The 22,908-nt window shown below is 50.1% G+C and carries 25 protein-coding genes, 1 tRNA gene and 1 pseudogene; 5 read left to right on the top strand and 22 right to left on the bottom strand.

Going from position 1 to position 22,908, the window contains the following annotated elements:
• Nucleotides 1–360: 360 nt before the first annotated feature.
• The 4 genes from SYK_RS07480 to SYK_RS07465 all read right to left on the bottom strand — a co-directional run bounded on the left by SYK_RS07480 (nucleotide 361) and on the right by SYK_RS07465 (nucleotide 4,366).
• Nucleotides 361–2,466, bottom strand: coding sequence for a CHASE2 domain-containing protein (locus SYK_RS07480; RefSeq protein ID WP_281762962.1), 2,106 nt, complete (start codon nucleotides 2,464–2,466; stop codon nucleotides 361–363).
• 1 nt (nucleotide 2,467) lies between these two features.
• Nucleotides 2,468–3,367: a M48 family metalloprotease gene (locus SYK_RS07475; protein ID WP_281762961.1), complete on the bottom strand. Its 900-nt coding sequence runs from the start codon at nucleotides 3,365–3,367 to the stop codon at nucleotides 2,468–2,470.
• Nucleotides 3,364–3,852: an SH3 domain-containing protein gene (locus SYK_RS07470; RefSeq protein ID WP_281762960.1), complete on the bottom strand. Its 489-nt coding sequence runs from the start codon at nucleotides 3,850–3,852 to the stop codon at nucleotides 3,364–3,366. The genes SYK_RS07475 and SYK_RS07470 overlap by 4 nt, the downstream gene beginning before the upstream one ends.
• 91 nt (nucleotides 3,853–3,943) lie before the next feature.
• The gene (locus SYK_RS07465) at nucleotides 3,944–4,366 is read right to left on the bottom strand and encodes a GNAT family N-acetyltransferase (RefSeq protein ID WP_281762959.1); all 423 of its coding nucleotides are present in this window, start codon (nucleotides 4,364–4,366) and stop codon (nucleotides 3,944–3,946) included.
• A 154-nt stretch (nucleotides 4,367–4,520) separates the two neighbouring features.
• Between SYK_RS07465 and SYK_RS07460 the strand changes: the two genes are divergently transcribed.
• Nucleotides 4,521–4,596: transfer RNA gene (locus SYK_RS07460), tRNA-Ala, on the top strand.
• Between the two features lie 100 nt (nucleotides 4,597–4,696).
• Here the strand turns inward: SYK_RS07460 and SYK_RS07455 are convergent.
• From SYK_RS07455 to SYK_RS07450, 3 genes are all read right to left on the bottom strand, one after another.
• Nucleotides 4,697–5,821, bottom strand: a complete 1,125-nt coding sequence (locus SYK_RS07455) for a tyrosine-type recombinase/integrase (protein ID WP_281762958.1) — start codon at nucleotides 5,819–5,821, stop codon at nucleotides 4,697–4,699.
• Between the two features lie 3 nt (nucleotides 5,822–5,824).
• Nucleotides 5,825–6,049: a helix-turn-helix domain-containing protein gene (locus tag SYK_RS17695; RefSeq protein WP_353618293.1), complete on the bottom strand. Its 225-nt coding sequence runs from the start codon at nucleotides 6,047–6,049 to the stop codon at nucleotides 5,825–5,827.
• A gap of 676 nt (nucleotides 6,050–6,725) precedes the next feature.
• Complete coding sequence (locus SYK_RS07450) at nucleotides 6,726–7,670, bottom strand: hypothetical protein (RefSeq protein WP_281762957.1); 945 nt, start codon at nucleotides 7,668–7,670, stop codon at nucleotides 6,726–6,728.
• 112 nt (nucleotides 7,671–7,782) lie between these two features.
• Between SYK_RS07450 and SYK_RS07445 the strand changes: the two genes are divergently transcribed.
• A complete protein-coding gene (locus tag SYK_RS07445) occupies nucleotides 7,783–7,986 on the top strand; it encodes a helix-turn-helix transcriptional regulator (protein WP_281762956.1) in 204 nt (67 codons plus the stop codon).
• Between the two features lie 116 nt (nucleotides 7,987–8,102).
• On the opposite strand, the gene SYK_RS07440 is transcribed toward SYK_RS07445, so the two are convergent.
• The 3 genes from SYK_RS07440 to SYK_RS07430 all read right to left on the bottom strand — a co-directional run bounded on the left by SYK_RS07440 (nucleotide 8,103) and on the right by SYK_RS07430 (nucleotide 10,371).
• The gene (locus SYK_RS07440) at nucleotides 8,103–9,386 is read right to left on the bottom strand and encodes a type II toxin-antitoxin system HipA family toxin (protein WP_281762955.1); all 1,284 of its coding nucleotides are present in this window, start codon (nucleotides 9,384–9,386) and stop codon (nucleotides 8,103–8,105) included.
• A gap of 9 nt (nucleotides 9,387–9,395) precedes the next feature.
• Nucleotides 9,396–9,704 (bottom strand): helix-turn-helix domain-containing protein, encoded by a 309-nt coding sequence (locus SYK_RS07435; RefSeq protein ID WP_281762954.1) that lies wholly within the window; start codon nucleotides 9,702–9,704, stop codon nucleotides 9,396–9,398.
• Between the two features lie 427 nt (nucleotides 9,705–10,131).
• Complete coding sequence (locus tag SYK_RS07430) at nucleotides 10,132–10,371, bottom strand: helix-turn-helix domain-containing protein (RefSeq protein WP_281762953.1); 240 nt, start codon at nucleotides 10,369–10,371, stop codon at nucleotides 10,132–10,134.
• 105 nt (nucleotides 10,372–10,476) lie between these two features.
• Between SYK_RS07430 and SYK_RS07425 the strand changes: the two genes are divergently transcribed.
• A complete protein-coding gene (locus SYK_RS07425; RefSeq protein ID WP_281762952.1) occupies nucleotides 10,477–10,776 on the top strand; it encodes a zinc ribbon domain-containing protein in 300 nt (99 codons plus the stop codon).
• 45 nt (nucleotides 10,777–10,821) lie between these two features.
• Here the strand turns inward: SYK_RS07425 and SYK_RS07420 are convergent, their stop codons facing one another.
• The 4 genes from SYK_RS07420 to SYK_RS07405 all read right to left on the bottom strand — a co-directional run bounded on the left by SYK_RS07420 (nucleotide 10,822) and on the right by SYK_RS07405 (nucleotide 14,054).
• Nucleotides 10,822–11,469, bottom strand: a complete 648-nt coding sequence (locus tag SYK_RS07420) for a recombinase family protein (protein ID WP_281762951.1) — start codon at nucleotides 11,467–11,469, stop codon at nucleotides 10,822–10,824.
• Between the two features lie 42 nt (nucleotides 11,470–11,511).
• Nucleotides 11,512–11,940 carry a hypothetical protein gene (locus SYK_RS07415; RefSeq protein ID WP_281762950.1) on the bottom strand — a complete coding sequence of 143 codons (429 nt, stop codon included), beginning with the start codon at nucleotides 11,938–11,940 and terminating at the stop codon, nucleotides 11,512–11,514.
• Entirely contained in the window at nucleotides 11,918–13,678 is a 1,761-nt protein-coding gene (locus tag SYK_RS07410) for a type IV secretory system conjugative DNA transfer family protein (protein ID WP_281762949.1), read from the bottom strand. The genes SYK_RS07415 and SYK_RS07410 overlap by 23 nt, the downstream gene beginning before the upstream one ends.
• 235 nt (nucleotides 13,679–13,913) lie before the next feature.
• On the bottom strand, nucleotides 13,914–14,054 hold the full coding sequence (locus SYK_RS07405; RefSeq protein ID WP_281763301.1) for a hypothetical protein: 141 nt from the start codon (nucleotides 14,052–14,054) through the stop codon (nucleotides 13,914–13,916).
• Between the two features lie 193 nt (nucleotides 14,055–14,247).
• Here SYK_RS07405 and SYK_RS07400 point away from each other — a divergent pair, with 193 nt between their 5' ends.
• Complete coding sequence (locus SYK_RS07400) at nucleotides 14,248–14,619, top strand: IS3 family transposase (protein ID WP_431194122.1); 372 nt, start codon at nucleotides 14,248–14,250, stop codon at nucleotides 14,617–14,619.
• Nucleotides 14,616–15,089 carry a ribosome small subunit-dependent GTPase A gene (gene rsgA / locus SYK_RS07395; protein WP_281762948.1) on the top strand — a complete coding sequence of 158 codons (474 nt, stop codon included), beginning with the start codon at nucleotides 14,616–14,618 and terminating at the stop codon, nucleotides 15,087–15,089. Before SYK_RS07400 ends, rsgA begins: the two co-directional genes overlap by 4 nt.
• 122 nt (nucleotides 15,090–15,211) lie before the next feature.
• Here the strand turns inward: rsgA and hypE are convergent, their stop codons facing one another.
• The 8 genes and pseudogenes from hypE to SYK_RS07355 all read right to left on the bottom strand — a co-directional run bounded on the left by hypE (nucleotide 15,212) and on the right by SYK_RS07355 (nucleotide 22,631).
• Complete coding sequence (gene hypE, locus SYK_RS07390; RefSeq protein WP_281762947.1) at nucleotides 15,212–16,216, bottom strand: hydrogenase expression/formation protein HypE; 1,005 nt, start codon at nucleotides 16,214–16,216, stop codon at nucleotides 15,212–15,214.
• A gap of 2 nt (nucleotides 16,217–16,218) precedes the next feature.
• Nucleotides 16,219–16,326: pseudogene (locus SYK_RS07385) on the bottom strand (hypothetical protein); the annotation flags it as partial.
• A gap of 90 nt (nucleotides 16,327–16,416) precedes the next feature.
• Nucleotides 16,417–16,644, bottom strand: coding sequence for a HypC/HybG/HupF family hydrogenase formation chaperone (locus SYK_RS07380; RefSeq protein WP_281762946.1), 228 nt, complete (start codon nucleotides 16,642–16,644; stop codon nucleotides 16,417–16,419).
• 18 nt (nucleotides 16,645–16,662) lie between these two features.
• Nucleotides 16,663–17,865, bottom strand: coding sequence for a nitrogenase component 1 (locus SYK_RS07375; protein WP_281762945.1), 1,203 nt, complete (start codon nucleotides 17,863–17,865; stop codon nucleotides 16,663–16,665).
• A gap of 9 nt (nucleotides 17,866–17,874) precedes the next feature.
• On the bottom strand, nucleotides 17,875–19,173 hold the full coding sequence (locus SYK_RS07370; protein ID WP_281762944.1) for a nitrogenase component 1: 1,299 nt from the start codon (nucleotides 19,171–19,173) through the stop codon (nucleotides 17,875–17,877).
• A 25-nt stretch (nucleotides 19,174–19,198) separates the two neighbouring features.
• Entirely contained in the window at nucleotides 19,199–19,966 is a 768-nt protein-coding gene (locus SYK_RS07365; RefSeq protein WP_281762943.1) for a nucleotide-binding protein, read from the bottom strand.
• Nucleotides 19,963–20,973, bottom strand: a complete 1,011-nt coding sequence (gene hydE / locus SYK_RS07360; protein WP_281762942.1) for a [FeFe] hydrogenase H-cluster radical SAM maturase HydE — start codon at nucleotides 20,971–20,973, stop codon at nucleotides 19,963–19,965. The genes SYK_RS07365 and hydE overlap by 4 nt, the downstream gene beginning before the upstream one ends.
• Nucleotides 20,974–20,999: 26 nt before the next feature.
• Nucleotides 21,000–22,631: a nickel-dependent hydrogenase large subunit gene (locus SYK_RS07355; protein WP_281762941.1), complete on the bottom strand. Its 1,632-nt coding sequence runs from the start codon at nucleotides 22,629–22,631 to the stop codon at nucleotides 21,000–21,002.
• Nucleotides 22,632–22,908: the final 277 nt, after the last annotated feature.

Below are 22,908 nucleotides of genomic sequence, written 5' to 3'. Positions count from 1 at the left end.
GTATATGTTTAAAAAAAAGATTGTCTAGACTCAAGTTATCCCCGGTACAGATTGTTGAATAACAGTCTGTTTTTGTGTCCAAAAATGTAAAAAAAGAGCTCCAAAACTTTTTTTGAAAAAAATATTGGATACTATATTGTTGTGAGAAGAAGTGTTCAAAACGGGCACATGATGTTTGTTCTCATAAGTGCTGTTATTTTAGGGTGTTGTCAGAAAAGGTGTGGAATGACAGTGGGTTCGTGCCCTTGATGATTCTTAATACAGTTCCGCCGGGATGTTACGCAGTGGAAAGGACTATAGAAACAATATTTTCGCTGACGATTTGTGGAGCAACTGGTAGGAAAAAGTGCAGTGAAAGAATTATTTGGTTTTCATAGTCCAGACACCATCCCAGTTGTCTGGCGGCGTGTTTTTTAATTCGTGGCATTGTGTCAGGTATCGGGCTGCCGGAGGATCGTCAGTGGCAATGGTTTTGAAATGCGTTGCTGCCGTGTCGAAGTTCCCAGCATAGAATTGTTCCAGTCCCAACGAGAATTTTTGCAATATTCGTTGTTTGGATAAATATTCTTGTGGCGTAAAAGGTTCGTAGACTGTCACAGCTTCTTTTTTGCCGACAACTCGAAGACTGGAGAGTTCTCGGATAGGTGTTTCCTCATTCAGTTGTTCCAGGGTGGCGCGTGAGATCATGGTGTACGTATCGAACTGTTTATTGATGGATTCCAAGCGGGCGGCTAGATTTACCGAGTCGCCGAGCATGGTATAGTCGAATCGGTTGTGAGAACCGAGGTTTCCGACAACAGCGGGGCCAGTATTCAGGCCTATGCGCATACGAAAATCTTTCCCTGTTCGTTCTCGGAGTTTCGGCCGCATTTGCGTCAGCTTCTCCTGACACATAAGGGCGGCTCGAACGCCTCGTTTGGCATGATCGGGTTGATCCACGGGCGCATTCCAGAAAGCGATGATGGCATCCCCTTCATATTTGTCCACAGTGCCGCCGGTTTCCTGAATGATGTCGGTCATGGCGGTCAGATAGTCATTTAATACGCTGGTCAATTCTTCCGGGGTCAGGCCTTCGGATATGGACGTGAATCCTTCAAGGTCCGAGAAGAAGATGGTCAATTCGCGTCGTTCGCCTCCCAGAGTCAGTTTATCCGGGTTTTGTAAAAGCTGGTCGATGACTTGTGGACTGAGATATTGTTTGAATGCGGATTTGATGAATTTTTTTTGGCGGCCCTCGGTTGCGTATTTGAAGGCCCCGGCTAGAAACATGGAGGTCATGCAAGCTGCAAGTGGCACAGCCAGGTTGGACCATATACCAATGGAGTATGACGCGAGGGCAAGCCCAATGGGTGCAATGAGAGCCAGGGCTGAAGTCGTGACAGTCAACCAGAGGCTGCTGAAGATCGTGACACTGAGTCCTGCCAAAATGGCAAAAATCAAAGTGATGGCAATGTCTGTTTTGACCCCGGCCATACGCATGAAGTCACCGGATAAGAGATTGTCCAAAGCAGTCGCATTAACCATGACCCCAGGGGTGACCCCTCCGAGTGGAGTGGGGCGAAGGTCGTAAAGGCCGGTGGCAGAAAAACCGAAAAGTACGTGCTTCCCCTCAAGCTCCATGGGGTTGATGATTGGTTTTTGGCCTTCGGCCATGCGCATGCCGCTTTCCATAAAGGCTGCCGCACTATAGGTCGAATAGGCGGTTTTTCCTCTGTAGTTGAGAATTGCTTGTCCTTTAGTTGTAATTGGGACAGGCGTCGAACCGAAAGTAAGCGTATGGCGACTCAGGCTGATGGAAGTAGGTTCTGCCACAAGAGATGCGGCGAGTGGGAGGGAGGGGACAAATTTGTCAGCAAATCGTATCAGGAGTGGAAAACGGCGATAGATGGTGTCCGAGTCAGGGGAAACATTGACGTTTCCGACACTGGCTATGCCCGCAGTCAGGTCCGCGATTGGGAATGTTGCTACGGAAGCCAAAGGGAGATTGGCAGTCCCTGATAACGGGAAGATCGGGGTGGGGATGTGTCTGGGCCATGCCGTTGTCGTCCCGTCATGTCGGGCAAAATCGGCAGCCAGTGCTACCCGGCCAAGGTTCGCAAAGCTTTCTCCCAATGCTTTGTCGTCGTTCACTCCATAGACTGAAGGCTCTGTGAAAACCACGTCAAAGGCGAGTGATGCAACACCCGCATCTTGGCAGAAGTTGACCAGTGGAACGTAGGCCTGTCGTGGCCATGGCCATCCCAGTCCAAAGGATTCTTTCGCCCAATCCAATGATTTTTGATCGAGTAGAATGACGGCAATTTTGTCTGTGGCTGTGCCAGGTCGTGCCAACACACGCGCACGTAGGTCAAAAGTGACATTTTCCAGAGAATCGAGCAGGCCAGTTGTCAATGCACCAACGGCCAAAAGGGTTCCTATGAAACCAACCGTGATGCCTGCCAAGATCTTTTTCAGCCTGCGTGACACCTTATAGCCCCTTGGTCATACGCGAAAATCGGGCGGCGCGAGGAGTGCAAGTCTGTGGGCGTTTGTAAATCCCTATAATTTCAGTAATTTCCTCAATTCGTTGGGTTGGTGTCGGATGTGTTCGGGCGAAGCCTTCACTACCCGGAGACATTCGTTTGCGCATTTGATTGAGCATATCGATGATGGCGTTAGGATCGTATCCCAATCGTTGCATGATGGTGACGGCATCCTCGTCAGCTTCGTCTTCGGCTGCACGGGAATAACCGCTGTCGATCATGGTTGTGGTGATGGCTTTGATGGAATCGTCAAAGGTCGTAGTGAGTTCTTTCAACGTACCGCCGGACAAGGTGGATGTGCCGGTTATGGCCAGAGTGGTCACGCCATCAGTGATGCGGGATTCCTGTATGGCCTGAAGACCATGCTGACGTTGGACGTGTCCGATTTCATGCGCGAGTACGGCAGCAATGGCGTCTTCGGATGTACAACATTTGAGGAGTCCTTTGGTGACAAAGACGAATCCGCCGGGTGCGGACAAGGCGTTTATTTCGTCTGCGTCGAGGACCATGAAATGGTATCCGCCAAAGGTCTCCGGGCGGTCAGAGGCCTGGGCCAGAGTTTGTCCCATTACATTGACATAAGCCAAACTGTGTGGGTGATTTAGAGGTGTATAGCGTGACAGGATAACGGCCGCGACAGAACGGCCAAGGTAATACTCTTGCTCCGGTGTGATATCCTCAAAGCCGGCTGCTATTTTCTTGCCGCTTTCAAAGATAGTGGTCACTTCGTCAGGAACTATGTCGGTCAGATCATCAAGGAAGGATGCGGAGGCGGGGATGGCCCCGAGAGTGAAGATTGCAGGGGTTGCCATAGCCAGTGCATTCAGAAATTGTCGACGGTTCATTGGGCGTATCCTTTCCCGAGTGCGCCTGTCGAGATGAATTTGGCTATGGTGGTTTGGGAAACAGTCAGTTTTTCCATTTCATCCACTTTGGCGTAATTCAATTTGCTTTGTTTGCGGTATTGTTGTTCGACTTGTTTGTTGAACCCTTTACCGGCCAGAGCCAGCTCGTCTGACTTGGCTGCTGCCTGAACGTCTTTGTTCGTGGGGTTGAGAACGATTTCCTGTTCGGAAAGGGCTGAGATGTGAATCCAGCCTGATTTGCCGAGTTTGACGGATGAAACATGCCTCCAGTCCCCTTTTTCCGATTTTAAATTGACGCGGTCACCGTAGGGCAATTTCGCGACGACTTTGCTCAGAAATCCTGGATTATCGCGGAGTTGGCCCGAGCGAACCTGAACGCTCATTAACTGAGCTGCAACAGCAATGCTTGCTATAAAGAGTAGGCATCCGCAGACCCCAAGGCCTTTTCTAATTGAACCTGTCATGGGTGTTTCCTCGTCGACTTAACGCCGTTGTTTTTTGTACTATGCGGAAGCATAGCAAAAAATGAGGAAAATGCGCAACGCAGGAACGCTACTAGACTCTCAATGTCGTCATGAACATGGGAGAGGTCCCGTCAGCGCAATGATAGCCACACTGTTTATAGAATCCGACAGCTTGGCCGTAAGCCACAAGAACTTTATGTGGAACATCGGCATATTCGTCTGCGACCATGTCCATAAGTCGCCTGCCGATGCCGTGCCCCTGACATTCAGGTCTAACCAACATATAATGAATGTAGGCGGCCATGTGACCATCGGATAAGACATTAACCAAGCCCACAAGCCTGTCGCCGTCCCATGCCGTGAAAACGGATGTTGATGCGTGAATCGCCCCGGTCAGTTTTTCAGGATGATTGCCAGAGTCCCAGTCCAACGCGAGAAACAAATCCTGCAGCTCATTCATATTCAGTTTTTTTGTTGTTTTGTATTCATACATAACGAGTCCTTTCTTTTTCATTTTGATTGAAAAGACTCTATTATCCATTGATTAATACGTCCAATATATTGTTTATATCCATCTATACAAACATGGTCTCATTGGTTGCAATCAAAACCGTTTTCTCTGTTGACAACCATCGACACTTTGAGCAAATTGACTTTCCCAACAGCGTGGGGCTGTAGCTCAGTTGGGAGAGCGCTTGAATGGCATTCAAGAGGTCGTGGGTTCGATTCCCTCCAGCTCCACCACAAGAAAGTTAAGGACTTCGGATGATTATCCGAGGTCCTTTTTCTTTGGTTTAAAGCCGGAAAACGGTTTTGTGTCCCATATATGTCCCAAATGGGATTTTTATGTATTTTGATAGTGTGCGGCCAACTTGTCCTGTACCGGGTTGTGGAGCAAGTTCTCGAGGTTGGTATAACGCTCGGTCATACGCGGATCATTATGGCCGATCATGGATGCTGCGTGTTTTGTTGACCCGCCCGCCAGCACGATGTTGGTACAATAAGTGTGGCGGTGGTCATGGAAGTTGAGCTTCTTGTCGAAGCCGCATGTGTCACGGATGGTTCGCCAAGCCTTGTTGAAGTTGGTGGACCTACAGCCATTGATTTTCCCGACAACATGCTCGTCTTTTACTTCGATTCCACGCTGTTTCCTCATCTTTTCAAGGTGGGCCTTTCGCTCAAGTAAGGCTTCTCTCGTTCTCGGCATAATTGAGTGAAGCCTGTCGTTCTTATTTTTGGTGCGGTAGAAGTTGATTGCTCCTGTGTCTTGAAAGTCCAGGTCAATTTGGGACCATTTGAGGTCAAGTATCTCTTGGCGAGCACATCCATGCTCTACGGCAAGCAGAATCGCCAGCACCATATAGTGTCGTGTTTTTTGTTTTCTAGCTTGTTCGAGTAATATCTCAATTTCGTTAGGGGTGAGGAATACTTTCCGTTCATGTTGTTTTTCGCTTAACTTCGGGATTGAAGCAGACGGATCAATCGTGATCGCCTTCTCTTTCGATGCCAGCTTTATTACTTGTTGAACAACGAACAGATACCGATTCGCCGAGGCTGGGGAGTTGCGATGAGCTTCTTTGGCTCGGAAGTCGAGAAGGAGTTCTTCGGTAATCGTCCCGATCAGCTTTCTTCCAAACGTTTTTCGGATTCGTTTCAGACGGCCTATATATCCTGAAGCTGTGACAGGGCTGAGACTCCCTTCTTGTTTGCGTCTTTTCCACTCTTTTTCTTTGAGATCACAGAAGTGATTGACGGTCTTGTTTCGTAAGGACCTGTTGGCCCTTGGCATCTCAATTAATTCTCCGCCATCTATTGTAACTTCAAGTTTGGCTTTTGCCGCTTTCGCATCGCTTTTTCTCTTGAACGTGCCGTAATATTTTTTCATTTGTGTTTCCGGGCAGTAGAAGTCTACACGGTATACATCTTTGGTCTTTTTTCTGGGGCATTTCGCAATGGTTACTGTAGCCATGGGCTAGTACTCCTGCGAGCTTCCGCCCGTTTCAATTCCGATTTGGCTGTCAATGAACGCTAGCAAATCCTGCTCTCGGATCAGCTTACGTGATCTTACTCTGATGCAGGGTAAATCGCCAGTGGAAATGATGCGAGAAATGGTGGAACGGTGGACGCGCAGAAAGGTTGCGGCGTCTTGAATTGTAAAGAGGTTAGGTAAGAGTGCTTGGTTATTTTGATACTGCATAGCAGCCTCCATGATGAAGGTTGCCGAACAGCGTCCAGTTCGAATGCTGGTTAGGAGTATAGACCCTGGTGAGAGGGCGGTTTCTGGGCCGGATGACTCTTCGGTTCGCGGTTCGGTTTCGCGTTCCTGTTCATCTCATAACCGAGGTTCAGTATGAAGAACCAACCAGCAGGATGTGGCGGTCATCCTGCCTATGTAATGCGGTCAGGTGGCGTTCCGCCCATAGGGGGCAGAAGGTCATTAATTATACTCAATGGTACGCCAGGACACATTGAGTTCTGAGGCTTCTGCTTCTGCCAGTATCGCTTGTTCATTCTGGAAGGTGGAGGGATAATATCAGGCTGATAAGTTTTTTCAAGTTATTCTTTAAATTCAAGAGCTTGATTGTTTTTGATGAATCGTGATGAATCAGGGAAGTTCAGGGTGAATGAGGTCCCCTAGGTCCGATTTGTGGTCGAAGACATACAGCATTTGTTGGAGTCTGTTGCTGCTCAGCGACTACAACCATTGTGATTGATCGTGATGCATCGTGATGAATACGGTTGGTTGTGTAGATACAATAATTCTGTGTTCTGTGTGCCTTGATTTTGGGATAAATAACTGGTTTTAAACAGAGAATTAGCTGTTCATTAGTAAGTTGAAGGGGGCCCATCGTCAAATATGTAGAGGAAAAGGGTCATTGTTTTTTAGGTCTGCCAGCCCCTATACGTCGCCCTCCTGCGTTTGGTTTTGGGCCTCCTTTTGATGAACGTACTTCCTGCTGGAGTTTGAGCCAGGCTTCAGCTTGGCTAAATTCCCATTTGTATAAACTAGCGTCACGAATAATGATTTGGTGGAGCAGAAGTCGTTTTTCGCGGACAAATGCAGCACCTTCGGTATCATTTTTATCCCACATATCATTAGGGTCAATCCTATCGACAGGATCAAGCGCCGATATTACGGATTCGATATTGCGAATGTCGCCTCCTGTTTTGCAAATAAATTCTTTGGTAAGAGGAAGATGGGGCCATATCTCTGTGAGGTCATGCTCGACAGGCTCGTATTCCTCAGGCGCAAGGATTCCTTTAGATTTTAAATTGATGTAGTTAGGGGGCCAAATGTGAAGTACATTTTGAGTACGTTTTAGGTAGAGGCTCCGAAGCTCCTGTAGCCTCGGTGTTTTCCCGATTTTTGCGAGGCGTAAAAGGGCCCGTCGGTGACTTTGGTATTCGGCACAACCGGATTCGTGGAAGCAGCAATAAGGGTCTTTTTTGATTTTGTTGTAACGCTTGAAAACAAAGCGCCAACAATGGGGACAAGTCGTGAAGTGCCCAAGCAATTTTTTTGTTCTTTTTTTTAGGGCAAAACTTTTATTCCCGTTGGCTTTTATAATTAGGAATGCGGAGTATAGGTCGTTAATAAAATCTTCTTGTTCTCCGTATTCAGTAGCGCTGGAAAGCCATTCTATTTTTTTGCCCAATTTTGACCACGAATTGCATTTGTGAAGGATAATTAATGATTTGGCGAGGACGCTTTTAGGAAAGAGTTGTGAGATGTCTTTTCTGATCAAGTTTGTCACGTCAGCCGGAGTACGTCCTTTGTATCTCTCTATGAGCATTAGTTCTTGTTGTCTTTGGTACATACGTTTGCTTCCAAAAAAAATCAGCTGTGTGAAAAGAAAATCGTAGATAGTCGTATTTTGTATTGTCAGTTTATTGATAACTCATGATGAATTTCGAAGAGGAGAAAAAATCATGAGTAATCAAAAAGTTTTGAATATCTACGAGCTTGCGGAATTGCTAGGAACAACCAGCGCAGCCATCCGTAGTCATTGGCAACGGCGTAACTTTGATGCAATCCCTCGCCCTATCCATTTGGGTAGAAGGCTCGGTTGGCCTATGCAAATTGTGGAGGATTGGCTTCAGAAGAAAATAGAGGCTGATTCGATTTGGCAATAAATTACCCAATCCTTCATTCTGTATTTTTAAATTAGTCACTTATATGGTTTTGTAAAGCGTTGGCCATCCCCATTGAATTCAAATTCTTGGGGGAGAGTGTACCCCCTGTTTCTGCGTCAGGGACGGGAGTTTCCTATAACAACCTTGGCCTTGAGCCCCAGCTTTAGGTCGTCATGGTTAAATGCAGAACTCATGGTTTCAATATCATTTTTGTCCGCTCCAAGGCGACCAGCTTCATAGGCCCAATTTCTTGTTGCTTCTGCCACCTCTTTAGCTATTTTGCGTGCTTCATTCAAATTGAGGTCAAATTCGTCTGCCACACTGTAAGCAAGATCTAAAGAAGCTGTACCATTGTACATGTCTATATAAGTGTGCAGCACTCTCGGCTTGTCGTGTGTCGGCGTTGGTTCGAGATCGTAGAGAGGCGAAAGGCGCCACCCTGCGGAACCGTCGTAGAGAAAACCGTGGTTTCGAAGATGATCATCAACATTCGAGATCATGATGTTGAACACCATTCTACGCCATAAGTCCTTTTGGTCCAATGTCGTTTCAGATCCATATCGGGCCAGAATCTCGGCTAATTCAATATAGCTACCGTGGGTTCCATCAGAATAACTCAGCATACTCATGGCAGACAGGAAGGGAATTCGAATTCCTTTTTCTCTGCGGTCAAAGCGCTTGAGAAGAAGTACATTTTTATCGTTAATTCTTTCCAATCGAGTGGCAGGCGTTGGAATGCCCGCACGCTCTGCCATTTTGAAAGAGAGATACTCCCATAGCTCAACGTCCCAATCATCATTTCGGCTAGGAAATTTCGCAATAAGCAGGTCGCCATTTGTATCAATGACGGAGGCCTTTGGTCGTGCCCCGCCCAAGGAGGCACCCGGATCAACAAGGTCTTTGATGTCCTGATCCAGTTCCTGGCGAGCCTGAATTCTTTCAGACGCGTTTAGAAGTCGTCTAAGGTCAACGACTGGGGGAATGCTGTCGTTTGTGTCTGCAGCCATGAAAGGGCCATTTTTCGTTTCGGCAAAGCGCAAAGCTCCTTGTCTGGAGAAGTCGTTGACCATTAGCAAGTAGTCAGAGTCATGAAGAAGTCGAGGATTACGCTTCTCAGCTTTTGCAGCATGAGCTTCACGGCGTTTCATGAGCACTCGCCCCCACCTGTCAGGCGCAGAGTCTCCAATAGAGCCGAACAAGGATTTGCCTGCATCTGTGTGAAAAGCCCCTTCACCAACTTCCAGTGCTGGCTCAAGAGAAAATTTTGACGGAGAGTTTCTCCACTCCGGCGCATATTCAAAAGACGCACTTTCCCCTGCATTGTTGGCATGTACCCACAATGTTCCTACGGGATGAGTCCCTTCTTGGAGATCAACATAAACATATATTTCTTTGGCCATGGTGAATTCCTATGCCTTAATATCTCTGGCGCGACGAGGAATGCGCTCTTCATCTAAGGCCTGTCCTACCTTATCTTCCGAGATGTCAGCCAAGCCCATCCACTCAACACCCAGGCCAAGAGCGAAAATGACGGCTGCATAATTTCCTATGCTCACACCTGAATCACCTTTTTGAATCTTGGCCAAAGTCTCACGACTGATCCCAGCTCGATTAGCGATGGTTACCATTTTTAATCGTCTCCGGAGTCTGGCTTTCTTTAAGGAGTCACCGAGTTTTTTTAATCCGCTACGGACCGATATTGGGAGTTTCTTTTTCATTATTATGCCTATTTTAATTGCCATAAAAATTAATTACAACAAGTATAATAGTCACAAATAAGGCATGAGTCAATGCGGAATGATATGTAAGTGAATAGTGTCAGATCCAACTCTTGGCTGTTCATGTAAGAAAATGGGTAAGGCGTATCTTTTTGTAATTATTAATTTGTGCAGCTCTACATAATGTAGGTCGATTGCTGTCTTAAGAAAGGATGGAGGAGGGGTGGCAAAAACGTTTAGGCAGGCAGTAGGTCTTTATACATCAAAGCGTTACTTTGGGGTGGCAAAAAGCGTTACTGTATGTCGGTTTTGGCATACAGTAACGGGGGGAGTAGCCGGAGAAGGGCATTTTGACCTTTTTATACATTTGGGGGTCAAACGGCTTCATTTGGTCAGGGGCTGATTCGGTAATTTGCTGCGTACCCTTTTATTCGGCACTTCGAAATAGATCGCTAGCCTGACATCCTAAAGCGTCAGCCAGTACTTTGGTGTTTAGCGCGCTGATATTACGCTCTCCACGCTCAACAGAGCCTACATAAGTTCTGTGTAGTCCGGTTAATTCTGCGAGCCTTTCTTGCGACAGGCCTTCTTGTGTCCGTCGTTCTTTAATGGCCTTTCCAAGCCTCTTCAAAAATGTTCTTTCCTGCTTCGTGTAATTTCCAGACATGCGCATATTCCTCCAAATATTCGCATGGAAGTTTGACTTCTATAAGTCTACAGACTATAAGTATCACAATGAGAGATAATATTAGTATAACTATCGGAGAATGCAATGGATAATAGCTTTTCTTACCAGGCGACGGCAGAAGAAGGAGCATGTCCTTTTTGTGGAGAATTCGTGTCCAAGGGAGCTTCTGTCTGTGGTAATTGTCAGGCTGTGCATGGGCAGCAAGTGACAGCTGGAAGCTTCTCAACCATTATTATCCTGTCAATGACAATACTCTACTCCATCAGTGCGTGGCTGATGACCGACTACGTCATTGTTGGGATGATAGTCTTTGTTGTACTAATGTACCTTCACATGTTGTGGATTGGGAAATACCGTACGACTATCGGTTGGTTTCGGGATTGATTATAAAGGTGGTTGCCGTTGTGGTGTGTGCCATGAGATGAAGAACTAACGTCCACCTTCCCGGCCTATTGTGTAAACGAGGCTTTCTGAAATCCCATATTCCTTGGCGAGTGATGGAGCTTTTTCGCCGTCAGCGAGCCGTCTGCGAATCTGTGAACGCTTTTCATCTGACACTTTCGTGGGGCGGCCTAAACGGACGCCTTTCTTTTTTGCCTTGATGAGTCCTTCTTTGCGTCGTTCAAGAGCAACAGCTTGTTCTGCTTTGTAAATGCCTTCAATCAGATTCAATTTTTCTTCAAAGTCTGGCAATTCAGGACCGAGCTTAATGCCTTCGCGTTCAAATTCAATGCTGACGCCTTTGTCGGCGATGCGTTTTATCAGCTCGACCAATTCTTTGGTGTTTCTAGCTAATCGATCTATTGATGGAATATTAAGACGATCGCCTTGTCTGAGTTGATTGATGCATTTTTCGAGTTGGGGGCGATACTCTGTGGTTTTGCTTCCGGCTTGGTCTAGGAATGACACGTCCGAGATTAAATACCCCATGTCGTCTTCGAAGTTGGCTTTATTCTTTTCGGTTGGGCCGTAACGGGTATAGTCTATCAAGCGAGGCTTATCGCTGATATGTTTTTTGAAATCCAGGCCCAAGTCCAAGTCTGCTATGAGGTCGAGATCGTCCTTTTTGTTTTCCATTTTTTTTATGTAGCAATCAACGTTGCGCGCGGCAATGGCTGACTAGTTGAAACTCTTGAAGCCATCTTTACGAGCACATACCAGACAACGATTCTTTTTGCTTGGGCCTTTGAGTGGTCGTCCGCACCTGGAACATGTTGCATAGACTTGTCGGCGGGCCTGTAGCTCGATCCAGCGCAGGGAGCGGGGTTTGTGCAAGAGGTCATCGTACCGTTGTTTGTCGGGCGCTATGTATGCAAAAAAGAATTTACTGCCGTAACTGTGTGAGGGCTCAACGATAATCATGCTCTCAATTTTGAGGTTTGGGTGATATTGCCTGACTCGTTTAAAAAGTTCTACGACGATATTGATCCAACCTACAGGAACTCTGTAGTTTGCTTTTTCTGTTAATAAATTATGGCCAGCCTTGATCAGATAGCGGTTAAACATCTGTTCGCGTTGAAAGTAGTTATCTGCTTTTTTGTTCTTCATGTTCTTTCTCCAATAGTTCGCGTACGAAGTCGTCTATTTCATCCTCAACATCGAAATCTGAATTAATGTCGAGGTAGATGATGCCATAGTTGACTTCAATGATTCCGTTGACAGTAAACTTACCGCTGTAGTTTGTGTGCAGGGTTTTCAATGCGTCCATGACTTCACTATGGAGTCCTTCTCTGTATCTGATTTTTACTTCGTCCAAGTCCTCGAATAGGTCTTTGAAGGTTGTGGTCAGTTCTAAATAGTCAGGTCGTATTTTGATTGCCCGTGGTAGCTTGTGAAGTTGCAGTACGGTATCAATATTTCGCAGTAAATTGATGTGGGATTTGCAGACGTTTGTGGGAGGAGTAACCTCCTTAAGCTGAACTAATTGCGCCTGTATTCGTTTGAAAGCCTGGCTGCAATGCAACATTTTGACTGTTTGCTCGCGTTTCTTCAAATCGAAGCGAGAGACAAGTGCTTCGGCTGCTCCCAGTTGAGCGAGTGTTTTGTCCAAGCCGCAGAAGTGCCGGAAATAAGCATCGGCTGCCGGATCATCGTTTTGCAGGACGATCTTGGTAGAGCAATTCGCAACCAGAGCATTGACTTGATCTCGCTGGGAACTGTTTGCATACAGGCTTGAGAGTGCCTGTGAAGCCACCACGTTGATGCAGCCAAATTCACGTGCCTTAGAAAACCAAGAAAAGTCATCGAAAGTGTTGTCCGGTGAGACGTTGATGACGTCTTGGTATTCGTCGGCCATGAAAAAGCAATGTTTAGGGCGTTCGTAATCCTGGTCCAAAGTACGATAGATGTCCGCGTAGTATTTTTCTTTGAGCAGTCGTGCCAGCAGTTTGGCTGCATGTCCCTGCGTATGTTTAAAACGGAGCAGGACGATCTTATTGTTTTTCAGAAGTTCTCGGTAATCCAGAGTGAGCGAGCAATCCATGCCCGACAGGTTGGCGCACAGAGAATCATCTGAAGTGATGGCTCCTAGGACCAGTCGTGGTGTGTAAAGCTGGAAGGCGAGCTGTTCTTCATACTTGGACGATGTCGTTTGGTCTTGCGGAGTGAAGATATGGAAGGCTGAAGTTTGGACCCTCGTGACAAAAGCGCGTTGGCAGTAATCTTCGGCATCGTATGCACTGTCCAAGTACATTTTAAAAACAGTGCGTGCGAATTTATAATCATTAATGCATTTATCGAGTAATACGAAGTTGGGTACAAATAGTAAATTATTTTGTGACACGTAATGTAACAACATAGCGACATCGCTGAGTATCCGGATACCTTTATGGAGCCAGTCTATGTTTCGGCTGTTCTCCATGCCGCTGATGATAAGCGATTCAAACAGTTGGTGCATTTCATCCAAACTGAACCCTGCCAGAATATTTATGGGAGTGGCTGAAGTATGCGTGCCGATTTCAATGATATCATCTTCACGTCCGGCAGCTTTGGCTAGCTTGCGTATTTGATTCGTCAAATTGTTTTTGATGTCGATGATGAGCCCAGGCAGACCGTTTTCAATCAGTGAAGATGCCATGGGCAACATAAATGACGCCGTCTTGCCTCTGCCAACTCCACCAATAACCAGTACGCCATGTGTCCCCTCGTCAAAGGAGAGTGTGTCGCCTTCGTCAAATTCATAGAGTCGAGGTTGAGTGGGTTGCCTTTGGGTTTTCGCAGACGAGCCACCTGTCAGAACTCGAATCCGTCGCAGGTCCTTTTTTCTGAAAGCTTGAGTCGTTTCCATAATGTCTCCATTTGTATTTGTACTACAAAAATCTTTAAAAGATTTCTGCTCAACATGTCAACACTCAAAAGCGTTATTGTATGCCCCCAAAAAACGTTACTGTATGTCTGAGTCAGACATACAGTAACGGGGGGAGTAGCGTGTTTAGGTTGAAGTTTGGGAGAGGTAGCGGATTTACGAAATGTAGAGTCACCGGCGGTAAGAGCGGGGAGCCTCTTCCTCAAATTTTTCGTCGTTAAAAATAATGTGCTCGAGCCGGGAGATGGGATTGATTTTGTACTTGCTGGCCAGTTCCGAAAGCATCAATTCGCATTGAAAGTGCATCAAGCACAACTCGGGCTTTGAACTCTGCTGAAAAACGTCTTCTTTTGGACATGATCGAGCCTCCTTCGCCTACTATATGTCCATCTAAACAAGTGGTCCAGTTTTCTAAGGCCACCTCTACTAACAATCGAGAATGATTTTTTACAAAAGGCCTTCGCTCGAAAGTGAGCTGTGAGCGAAGGCGGCGGATGGTCGACAAGCATCATCCATCGCTCAGTATATCTTGCCAGTGCCGTGTATTAGGCATGTTGCGCTCGACGTTTTATTACACGCCGAAGGGCGAGAGTGCGTTCAACCTGCAGTTAATGCGATTGATTGATGAACAATTTATGGAAACGCCTTTCTTTGGAAGTCGTCAAATGAAACGGCATATGGTCAATTCTGGCTATGTGGTTGGTCGTCGTAGAATTCGACGTCTCATGCGCAAGATGGGACTTTCTGCGGTCTACCAAAAGCCAAGGACGACGACTCCACATCCGGAGCATAGGATTTATCCGTATCTTTTACGTGGGCTTCGGATTGATCTTCCTAATCAGGTCTGGTGCACAGATATTACGTATATTCCGATGAAAACGAGCTTGCGATCCATTTGGGCGATGGCAAAACCGCTGCCATGATAGGATCGTCTGGCGCCGGGAAATCAACACTGGCGAACATGCTGCACGGCAATGAAATACAGGCCACAGGAAAAATCAGCGCCAGCGTCGGCAAGGGACGTCACACAACCACTGTCCGGGAACTCATCCGCATGCCGCAGGGCGGTTTGCTCATGGACAATCCCGGCATCCGCGAAATCGCGTTTCACGAAAGCGGCAACGGCATTGAAAACACCTTCGCCGACATATGTAAATTGGCCAGAACGTGCCGCTTCGCCGACTGCACCCACCGCCATGAACCGCACTGTGCTGTGCGCCATGCAGTCGAGACCGGCAAGCTCCCGCAAGAACGGCTGGAAAGCTTCCACAAGATGCAGCTTGAAATGCAGTATCTTTCCGAGCGTCGCACAAAAAGCGCGGACCGCATGGAGAAAGGACGCTGGAAAGGCGTCGCCCAAAAGATAAAAGGATTGAAAAAGGGTAAGAAATAACTGCTGACAAAGGAGAGTATTCTCCTCCAATGTCACCGAAACAGGACTTCAGGCAATCACCTGAAGTCCTTTTATTTTTCTACAACAATATCAATCTTTGGGTCCAGGACCACATTTGCCGACTAGCAAATACGCGGAAGCTGCTCTCCTTCAAGCATGCCAAGGAGTCGCTTGCCGCCGAGCGCAGTGATGAGCACGACCTTGCCGGGATTGGCGTCGGTCATGGTTCCAATGCGACAGGCGTCCTGTCCGAGGGGATCGGCACGCATGATTTCAAGGGCCTTTTCGGAATGTTCCTCGGGCAGGATGCAAAGGAATTTCCCTTCGTTAGCGAGATAAAGTGGATCAAGACCGAGAATGGAACACCCGCCCTTGACTTCGAGCCGCACGGGAATGGCACTCTCGTCAAGCTCGCAGCACACGTTGGAACTGCCCGTGATTTCATTGAGCGTGGTAGCCAAGCCACCCCGAGTGGGGTCGCGCATGACGTGAACTTCGGGCAATTCCTGCACCAACTTGACCAACAGGTGATTCAAGGCGGCGGAATCCGACTGGACTGCGGCTTCAAATTCCAGCCCTTCGCGGGTGCCAAGAATGGTCAAACCATGATCGCCAACAGTGCCGGAGATAAGCACCGCGTCACCAAGCCGGGCAGCGTCGCCGCTGGGGGCCGGGTCCACGATAATGTCGCCTATGCCTGTGGTGTTGATGAAAATCTTGTCCACAGCGCCCTTGGGAACGACCTTGGTGTCGCCGGTAACGATATCCACGCCAGCGTGTCGGGCTGCCTCGCCCATGGAAGCAACGATTGTTTCCAGATCAGCCATGGGCAAACCTTCCTCGATAATGTACCCGCAGGTCATGTACCGGGGAATAGCCCCCATCATGGCAACATCGTTGACCGTACCATGTACGGCCAGAGAACCGATGTCGCCGCCGGGGAAGAAGATTGGATCGACGGTAAAGGAATCCGTGGACATGGCAAGACGCCCGCTCATGGACAATTCCGCCGCGTCATTGAGACGGTTCAGTTCGTCGTTACTGAAATGATTCAGGAAGAGTTGGGAGATAAGGCGCTGAGAAGCGCGTCCGCCGCTGCCGTAATCGAGAAGAACCTTGTCAGACATGTTTAATCCAATTTGTATTTGTAATATGCAACGCAACTGCCCTCGGTCGAGACCATGCAGGGGCCGATCGGGTTGGCCGGAGTACAGGCCTTTCCAGACAACGGACATTCAAGGGACTGGAAGACATCCGGCGGCTCAAACCCAGCCAAGCATCTTATGACACAATTCGAGATCGCAAAAACATTCCAGTGGTTAGGAACTCACACACCCTCCACCGCCAGATTCATGGATCGCAGGCTCTTCTCGGCCTCCTCACGGTCCAGAATTCGCAGGGCAAAACCAGCATGGATGATGAGGAACTCGCCCAGTTCAGGTTTTTCGGGCAACAACATCAGGGACGCCTTGACCGTGGTCTGCCCACGATCCACACGGCAGACCGCAGTATCGTCCTCAATGGAGATCACTTCAGCGGGAACGGCAAGACACATATTTTTCTCCTATTGCTTTCAATCGCCCAGCAGTTGCGAGGCCAGATATTCGTACCCCTTGTCCATGGCGTATTCGTACGGCATATCCCAATTAATCCGGGCGCTCATAGCCGTATGCGGAAGGGAAACAAAGGCGGTGTCCCCTTCCAGCAGGGGGCGATAGCAGGGGTCGGCCACGATCAGGTCAACACCCGGTTCGTTCATCAACTCCTTTATCCGACCTTCGTCATCAGTGTCATGGTCGAACCGCCCTCGTTCAGCCAGTACGCCCGCACACCCCTCGTACTTGCGGAACAACGGTTCATTCGGAGTGACGGAAACCACATCGACCCTATCCACACCGAAATCGTAGGTCAGGCAATACTTCATCCCATAGCTCATCACCGGCTCACCGATAACCAGAGCTCGTTTATACGAGGTATATTCACTGACTTTGGACTGATCAGGCTTCGATCCGCCGAGCAGGTCCATGAAGGCGTTGCTCCCAGCCAGTCCCACGGGCATGCCTACCACGAACGGGATGCCGTAATCGGCATACATGCGCTCGGCCAGAGCCAAACCGCTGGTGGAAACAACGGCGTTGATTGTTGCGCCTGGGGCCTTGCGAACCCCTTCAAGAGGATCAGCCTGACCGGGCAACGGGGCGGAAAACATGCCCACTATCTCGAAGCGCTCTTCCTGAAGAGCCTCAATCAACGGAGCGAGGTGCGTCTCCTTGCCCATGGTTAAATGGATGGCCCCAAGAATGTTGATGCCTCGGGGGACCTTGGGCGTGTCTGGTTCCATGAACTTGTCGGCCAGGGCGAGGAGCGCCTTGGACGAGCCTTCCGGGTAGGGTTCGGACCCGGCTGTAGGCACCATGAACACGGGAATGTTGGTGCGGGACTCGATAGTCATGACAAATCCCTTGAGATCGGTGCCGATAATTTCGGAAATGGGGGTGCCGGACAGAGCTACGAATCGACTGTTCAGCTCCTTGGCCGTGTTCACGATGTTATCAATGAACTTGTCGTCGTTGCCCAGGATGACATCCATTTCCAGCAACCCTGCGCCGACCACCGTGGCCGGGCCACGGTACCAACGTGGTTCGTCCTCGATGTTGATGTGCCAGGCTCCGCCAGCAGGTCCGTAAACAACGACAAGCCCCTCGAAATCATACAAGGCCGAGCTGACGCCGAAGTACCCCGTGGCCAAGGGGAGAAGGTGATGATATTCTTTCATTGCAGTTCCTTAGATGAGAAAGTCGTGGCCGTAGATCCAGTCGTAGTTGCTGACTGGGGTTTCCATGGCCTCGCGGGTCTGTTCCAGCATCCAGAGGGCGGCTTCATAGCCGTACTTCTGTTCCTGATAACGGGATAAAGGCACGTTGGCTGCGTTGACGCAAAATATGCCTGCATCCACGCCATAGGCCACTTCCACGTGGTCAAAAGGCTCAGTCTGGCCGCACAGGCCCGGATGAGAGGCGTTGTAAATCTGAATGTCCGGTTTGACCGCACGCAACTGTTCGATAAGTTTCCACTCATATGGCTTGATGGTTCCTCTGGCGAACAGTGTGTCCACGTTGACGCCGTTGTCCACGAGGAACCGGGCCAACTCGAACGGGCTGCCGTTGATGCTGCACCCAACCGCCACGGATTTGCCACGCAGGGCGTCCAGCAATGGTTCGGCTGCCTGCCGGGCTTCTTTTTCGAGCACGTCGACGGACAGGGATTTCCCCACGGCCTCACCGATCCGCTCATACTGTTCCCTGATGGTCGAAAAGCCATAGGATGTCGGAGCAAAACAGGTGGGGATGCCCATCTCATTCTCCATTTTGCCGCTCAGGCCGTTGGCCAGCGGATGGAGCACGACCGAGGCTCGGCCATGAGCCATGCCGGAAAACGTCTCCAGATCCGGACAGAGCGGAATCTGGACGATGTCGTCCACCCCGGCATCGGACAGGACCCGGTAGAATTCGCCCGAGTCGGACAGGGGCATGAAGGTACCCAACAGATTAAGCCGGTTCTCGTTCGGTTTGCGTTCCTCATGCTTGAGAAAATTGAAAAACGAGGTGTAGGCCGAGGTGAACGGCGACTCCTTGAGTCCGATGGTGATCGGTGCCATGGCTCCAAGAATGATCCGCTTCCCCGTGGACTCTTCCAGTCGGTTGATGACCCCGGTGAAATCCGTGCCGAGGATGTAATCAGGGCAACCGACAATAAGAAAGGCGACCTTTTCCTCGCGTCGGGAAAGGATGTCCGCCATGCCCTGCTCCACCTTGGGCAGATGGTTGCCCATGGTCATATCCAGCTCGGACAGACAGAGCATATGAAATCGCTCGGTAAAGCCGCGGGCATGGGCCATGAAGGCGGAGTGGCGCAGACAGGCCGAAGGGCCGATCATGATCGCCACAGACTGAGGGAGCAGCAGGCAGGTCTCGATGACGCCCCATCCTGCCAGATTGGGACCGACGCCCTCCAGTTGGGCGAAGGGGAAATCCGATTTTTCCCGAAGTTGTTCCACCCTAATTCGGGTGTGATCCAGATCCATATTGATTCTCCTGTGTTGGCTATGCTCAGGCTACGTTTCGTTCTTCGGCAAAATCGACGACAGTCCGGGCCAGGTCGAAAAACCGAGCCGAAGTCGGCAGGGCTCTGTCGCCTTCCACTATGGTCTTGCCCTCTTCTTCGAATTGATGGATGGCCGTGTCGCGCGGAATCACGCCGATGACCGAGGTCTCCATCTTGTGGGCAAATTCCTCCACCCGCTCGACTTCGTCGGCCATGTCCCGGCAGTTGAGAATCAGCCCCCCAAGCTCTGCGTAGTTGCGGTCTGCAAAATTACGCAGGGCCAGGATGATATTCTTGGCGGCCAGCAGGGCCATTTTCTCACCGGAGGTGACGATGCAGACCTTGTCCGCAAACCCCTCGCGCATGGGTACGGCGATGCCACCGCACACGACATCGGCCAGGATGTCGTACAAGACCACGTCCGGTTTATAGACGTCGTAGGCCCCCATTTCATCAAGCAGCTCAAAAGCCGTGAGCATGCCGCGACCGAAACAACCCACCCCTGGAGTGGGACCGCCCACCTCCATACAGGTAACGTTGCCGAAACCCTTTTTGGCGATGGCGTCGAGAGTGTCCGGTCTCCCCTGCTCCTGAAGATATTGCAGGATGGGTGTCGGAGGCTTGCCGCCGAGCAGGTTGATCGTCGAGTCGGTCTTGGGGTCGCAACCGAGTTGCATCACGTTGAGGCCGTCGAGTCCTAACGCAGCCGAAATGCCGGAGGTCACCGTTGATTTGCCGATTCCGCCCTTGCCGTAAATTGCTACCTTTATCAAAGTGCTTCTCCTTGCAGTTTGAGTGAATGGCCCTTGGTCACACCTTCCGTCCTGCCCGCCCGTTCCAAGACATTCCTCGCTTCATTCACGGAAACGTAACGCTTGTGGGTGGTTATCTGAAATTCATATTCGATCTTGTCCGTTTTGCTTTCCAAAAACGGGTTGCAGTTGGGCATGATGACATTGGCGCCGCCCTTGGTAAGCGCCCGAAACTGTCCGTTATCCGGGTCCAGGGTGGCCACGGTATTGGCAGCGGCCATGTGCGTGTTACCGGTGACGATTCTGGTCAGGGCGAACACCCGGAGCATCAACTCCATGTCGGCCGTAGGGGTATCCTTGAGAGGCGTCTGGGCATGGGGAATGAAAGGGCCGATATTGATCATGTCCGGCTGGAAATCCTGAAAAAAGAGGATATCCTCACACAGGTCTTCCAAAGTCTGACCAGGCAGCCCCACGATATTGCCCACGCCTACCTGAAAGCCGACCTCACGCAACATGTTGATGAGCCGCAGTCGATCGTCCAATTTGAGCCCTGACCGCATGCGCGAATACAGCGCAGGATTCATGGTTTCGTGTTTCATGAGATACCGCTCGGCTCCGGCGCTTCTGAAAGCGACCATATCCTCACGAGAACGCTTCCCAAGGCTCAGGGTGATGGCAACGTCCGCTTTTTCAAGGATACGTTCGATGATGGAGCAAAACATGGCCCGGGTAAAATGCAAGTCCTCGCCCGATTGCAGGACCACGGTCCTGAGGCCCGCGTCCGCGATGGCCAAAGCCGTGTCCACAATCTGATCCTCTGTCATGCGGAACCGCTGGCACTGATCGTTGTCATGCATCAAACCGCAATAGAGATCGTTGCACCGGCAGTGGTTGGAAAAATGCACCACGCCACGCAACTGTGCCACATCGCCCACCTGCTCCCGGCGAACCTGGTCCGCCTGCCTGAACAGGGATTCCTGGCCCTCGGCGTCTTGAAGGGCATCAAAAACAGTTTTTCGATTCATTTTCCGGTTCCTTTGTTCATTAAAAATCAGGCTGTTGTCAGGGTAGTACGGCCGGTGTCCCGATTTTCGATCACCACATGACAGGTGTTGCAGGGATCAAATTCGTGCAGGGTGCGCAGGATTTCCACGGGAGAGTCCGGGTTTATCACCGGGGTGCCGCGAAGAGCACGCTCCAGCGGCCCGAGTTCGCCCCGGGCATCACGCGGCGAGAAATTCCACAGCGACGGGATGAGATAGTCGTGACTCATTATCCGCCCCTGACCCCACCGAATGGTGTGCGTCAGAGTACCCCGAGGTACCTCCACTCGACCGACTCCGATCCCGGCTGTCGGCAGGGTAAAATCAACATTATGCCGTCCCTCATCCACCAGTGTGCATTCCAGCTCGTCCACCCCCTCCAGGATGGAGTCCATCAGGACCGAGGCTTCGATACCCCGCGACAAAACCCTTCCCATAGTGGAATTCAGGGCTTCCAAGGACAGTCCACCGTCATCAAGCACACGGGACACGATCTGCTCCATCCCGCCCTGCCCATTAAGCAGGCCGCCCATGACCCGAGCCAGAGGCCCGACTTCACAGGCGGAGTTGCCGTGCCTGGGCGCGGACAGCCAGAAATAGTTGCCATCCCCCCAGCGGAACAACGGTTCGCTCCGTCCGGCAAACAACCGGTAACGATGCGAATCCTCATGGTTCCAATCCGGCTCACACTCCTCGCGAATGACTGCGGAGTCGGGCTGTAAAAGCCTCCAGGGCAACCCACCACCCGCGACAAGCAGCCCGCAGGCAACTGCTCCATCCCAGGTCAAAAAGGAGCTCCCCCTCCCCAGTTCGGTCCACGGGGAGTAAACCCGAGCCAACCGCGCAAGGTCGGCAGGAAAAATTGTGCCAATGAATTCCCGGCATTCCTCAAGGATCATGCCCAACTGTTCAAGGGTTGCTGTACTCAAATCCAGATCGTCTGGCAGGCCGCCGATTCGGTATGCCTTGAAACCCTTTGGCCCGCATTCCAGCAATCCGAGCGCCGCCTGCAGCGAGGCTCCGATCTGGATCGACGCCAAGGCGTGCCCATGCAGCAGCAAATGCAAAGCGTCGGGACCTTGGTACCGGCCTTCATCTTCAGTATATGAGGAGGTCGTCGAACGATCTTCAACCATGAGACGGAGCTGGTCCTGAACAGAACGAAAATAGGCAGTGTCCTCTCCCGGCAGGGACGCCATACTTGCAGCCTTGGCCGGGTCGACGCGTAATGCGGCTTCCAGACTGACCCAATCGGAAAAATGAAACTGATAGAAATGGAGCAGATGCTCCTGCATACATCGCATGGACTGGACCAGTTTACGCACCAGAATGGCACTGTCCGGCAGGCCCACCCCAGCCAGATCTTCCACGGCCCGGATGGCCGCGAGGGCATGGCCGTCATTGCACAAACAGTGCGCCTGAGAAACGAAACCGGGCCGCCCCCGCTCATCAAGTTCCCCCCGCAACAACATATTCATGTTGCGCATCATGCGGCCAGTGCTCCAGGCCTCGTCCACACGACCGTCCACAAGTCGAATACGGGTGACAAACGCGTTGCCCTGACATTGAACAATCTCTTGCGCGTGAACATCGGGTCCGACGACCGGTTCAGCCGTTTGAATGGCTATGGAATCTGTCATTATATGCCTCCTCGGTAATCCGAGGAAGGGAGAGATGGGGGGAGCGGAGGGGCTGACGCAGACACGAAAAGGCGATACGTCGAGACACGACACGCTCGCCCTAAGGTCAGAAATTCCCTTCCTGCAGGATGCGTTCACAACAACGGTTGTGAAGGTGACACGATATACAGGAGAATAACACGTGTCAATAATATGTAGCAAAATAATGATACAAAAAAATAAATCGTGTTACATTGTGATTATGAATTTACACAGTCTCCTTAAGGCAGGTCCCCTA

It is taken from the genome of Pseudodesulfovibrio nedwellii (assembly GCF_027923765.1).
In the GTDB taxonomy this organism is placed as follows: Bacteria; Desulfobacterota; Desulfovibrionia; order Desulfovibrionales; family Desulfovibrionaceae; genus Pseudodesulfovibrio; species Pseudodesulfovibrio nedwellii.
This window is presented reverse-complemented; position numbering and strand designations above follow the sequence as displayed.

What these genes read in the sequence shown, in the direction of transcription:
- SYK_RS07475 (WP_281762961.1), bottom strand. Translation starts at nt 3,367, where the DNA reads ATGAACCGTCGACAATTTCTGAATGCACTGGCTATGGCAACCCCTGCA.
- SYK_RS07470 (WP_281762960.1), bottom strand. Translation starts at nt 3,852, where the DNA reads ATGACAGGTTCAATTAGAAAAGGCCTTGGGGTCTGCGGATGCCTACTC.
- SYK_RS07465 (WP_281762959.1), bottom strand. Translation starts at nt 4,366, where the DNA reads ATGAAAAAGAAAGGACTCGTTATGTATGAATACAAAACAACAAAAAAA.
- SYK_RS07455 (WP_281762958.1), bottom strand. Translation starts at nt 5,821, where the DNA reads ATGGCTACAGTAACCATTGCGAAATGCCCCAGAAAAAAGACCAAAGAT.
- SYK_RS17695 (WP_353618293.1), bottom strand. Translation starts at nt 6,049, where the DNA reads ATGCAGTATCAAAATAACCAAGCACTCTTACCTAACCTCTTTACAATT.
- SYK_RS07450 (WP_281762957.1), bottom strand. Translation starts at nt 7,670, where the DNA reads ATGTACCAAAGACAACAAGAACTAATGCTCATAGAGAGATACAAAGGA.
- SYK_RS07445 (WP_281762956.1), top strand. Translation starts at nt 7,783, where the DNA reads ATGAGTAATCAAAAAGTTTTGAATATCTACGAGCTTGCGGAATTGCTA.
- SYK_RS07440 (WP_281762955.1), bottom strand. Translation starts at nt 9,386, where the DNA reads ATGGCCAAAGAAATATATGTTTATGTTGATCTCCAAGAAGGGACTCAT.
- SYK_RS07435 (WP_281762954.1), bottom strand. Translation starts at nt 9,704, where the DNA reads ATGAAAAAGAAACTCCCAATATCGGTCCGTAGCGGATTAAAAAAACTC.
- SYK_RS07430 (WP_281762953.1), bottom strand. Translation starts at nt 10,371, where the DNA reads ATGTCTGGAAATTACACGAAGCAGGAAAGAACATTTTTGAAGAGGCTT.
- SYK_RS07425 (WP_281762952.1), top strand. Translation starts at nt 10,477, where the DNA reads ATGGATAATAGCTTTTCTTACCAGGCGACGGCAGAAGAAGGAGCATGT.
- SYK_RS07420 (WP_281762951.1), bottom strand. Translation starts at nt 11,469, where the DNA reads ATGGAAAACAAAAAGGACGATCTCGACCTCATAGCAGACTTGGACTTG.
- SYK_RS07415 (WP_281762950.1), bottom strand. Translation starts at nt 11,940, where the DNA reads ATGAAGAACAAAAAAGCAGATAACTACTTTCAACGCGAACAGATGTTT.
- SYK_RS07410 (WP_281762949.1), bottom strand. Translation starts at nt 13,678, where the DNA reads ATGGAAACGACTCAAGCTTTCAGAAAAAAGGACCTGCGACGGATTCGA.
- SYK_RS07405 (WP_281763301.1), bottom strand. Translation starts at nt 14,054, where the DNA reads ATGTCCAAAAGAAGACGTTTTTCAGCAGAGTTCAAAGCCCGAGTTGTG.
- SYK_RS07400 (WP_431194122.1), top strand. Translation starts at nt 14,248, where the DNA reads ATGTTGCGCTCGACGTTTTATTACACGCCGAAGGGCGAGAGTGCGTTC.
- rsgA (WP_281762948.1), top strand. Translation starts at nt 14,616, where the DNA reads ATGATAGGATCGTCTGGCGCCGGGAAATCAACACTGGCGAACATGCTG.
- hypE (WP_281762947.1), bottom strand. Translation starts at nt 16,216, where the DNA reads ATGTCTGACAAGGTTCTTCTCGATTACGGCAGCGGCGGACGCGCTTCT.
- SYK_RS07380 (WP_281762946.1), bottom strand. Translation starts at nt 16,644, where the DNA reads ATGTGTCTTGCCGTTCCCGCTGAAGTGATCTCCATTGAGGACGATACT.
- SYK_RS07375 (WP_281762945.1), bottom strand. Translation starts at nt 17,865, where the DNA reads ATGAAAGAATATCATCACCTTCTCCCCTTGGCCACGGGGTACTTCGGC.
- SYK_RS07370 (WP_281762944.1), bottom strand. Translation starts at nt 19,173, where the DNA reads ATGGATCTGGATCACACCCGAATTAGGGTGGAACAACTTCGGGAAAAA.
- hydE (WP_281762942.1), bottom strand. Translation starts at nt 20,973, where the DNA reads ATGAATCGAAAAACTGTTTTTGATGCCCTTCAAGACGCCGAGGGCCAG.
- SYK_RS07355 (WP_281762941.1), bottom strand. Translation starts at nt 22,631, where the DNA reads ATGACAGATTCCATAGCCATTCAAACGGCTGAACCGGTCGTCGGACCC.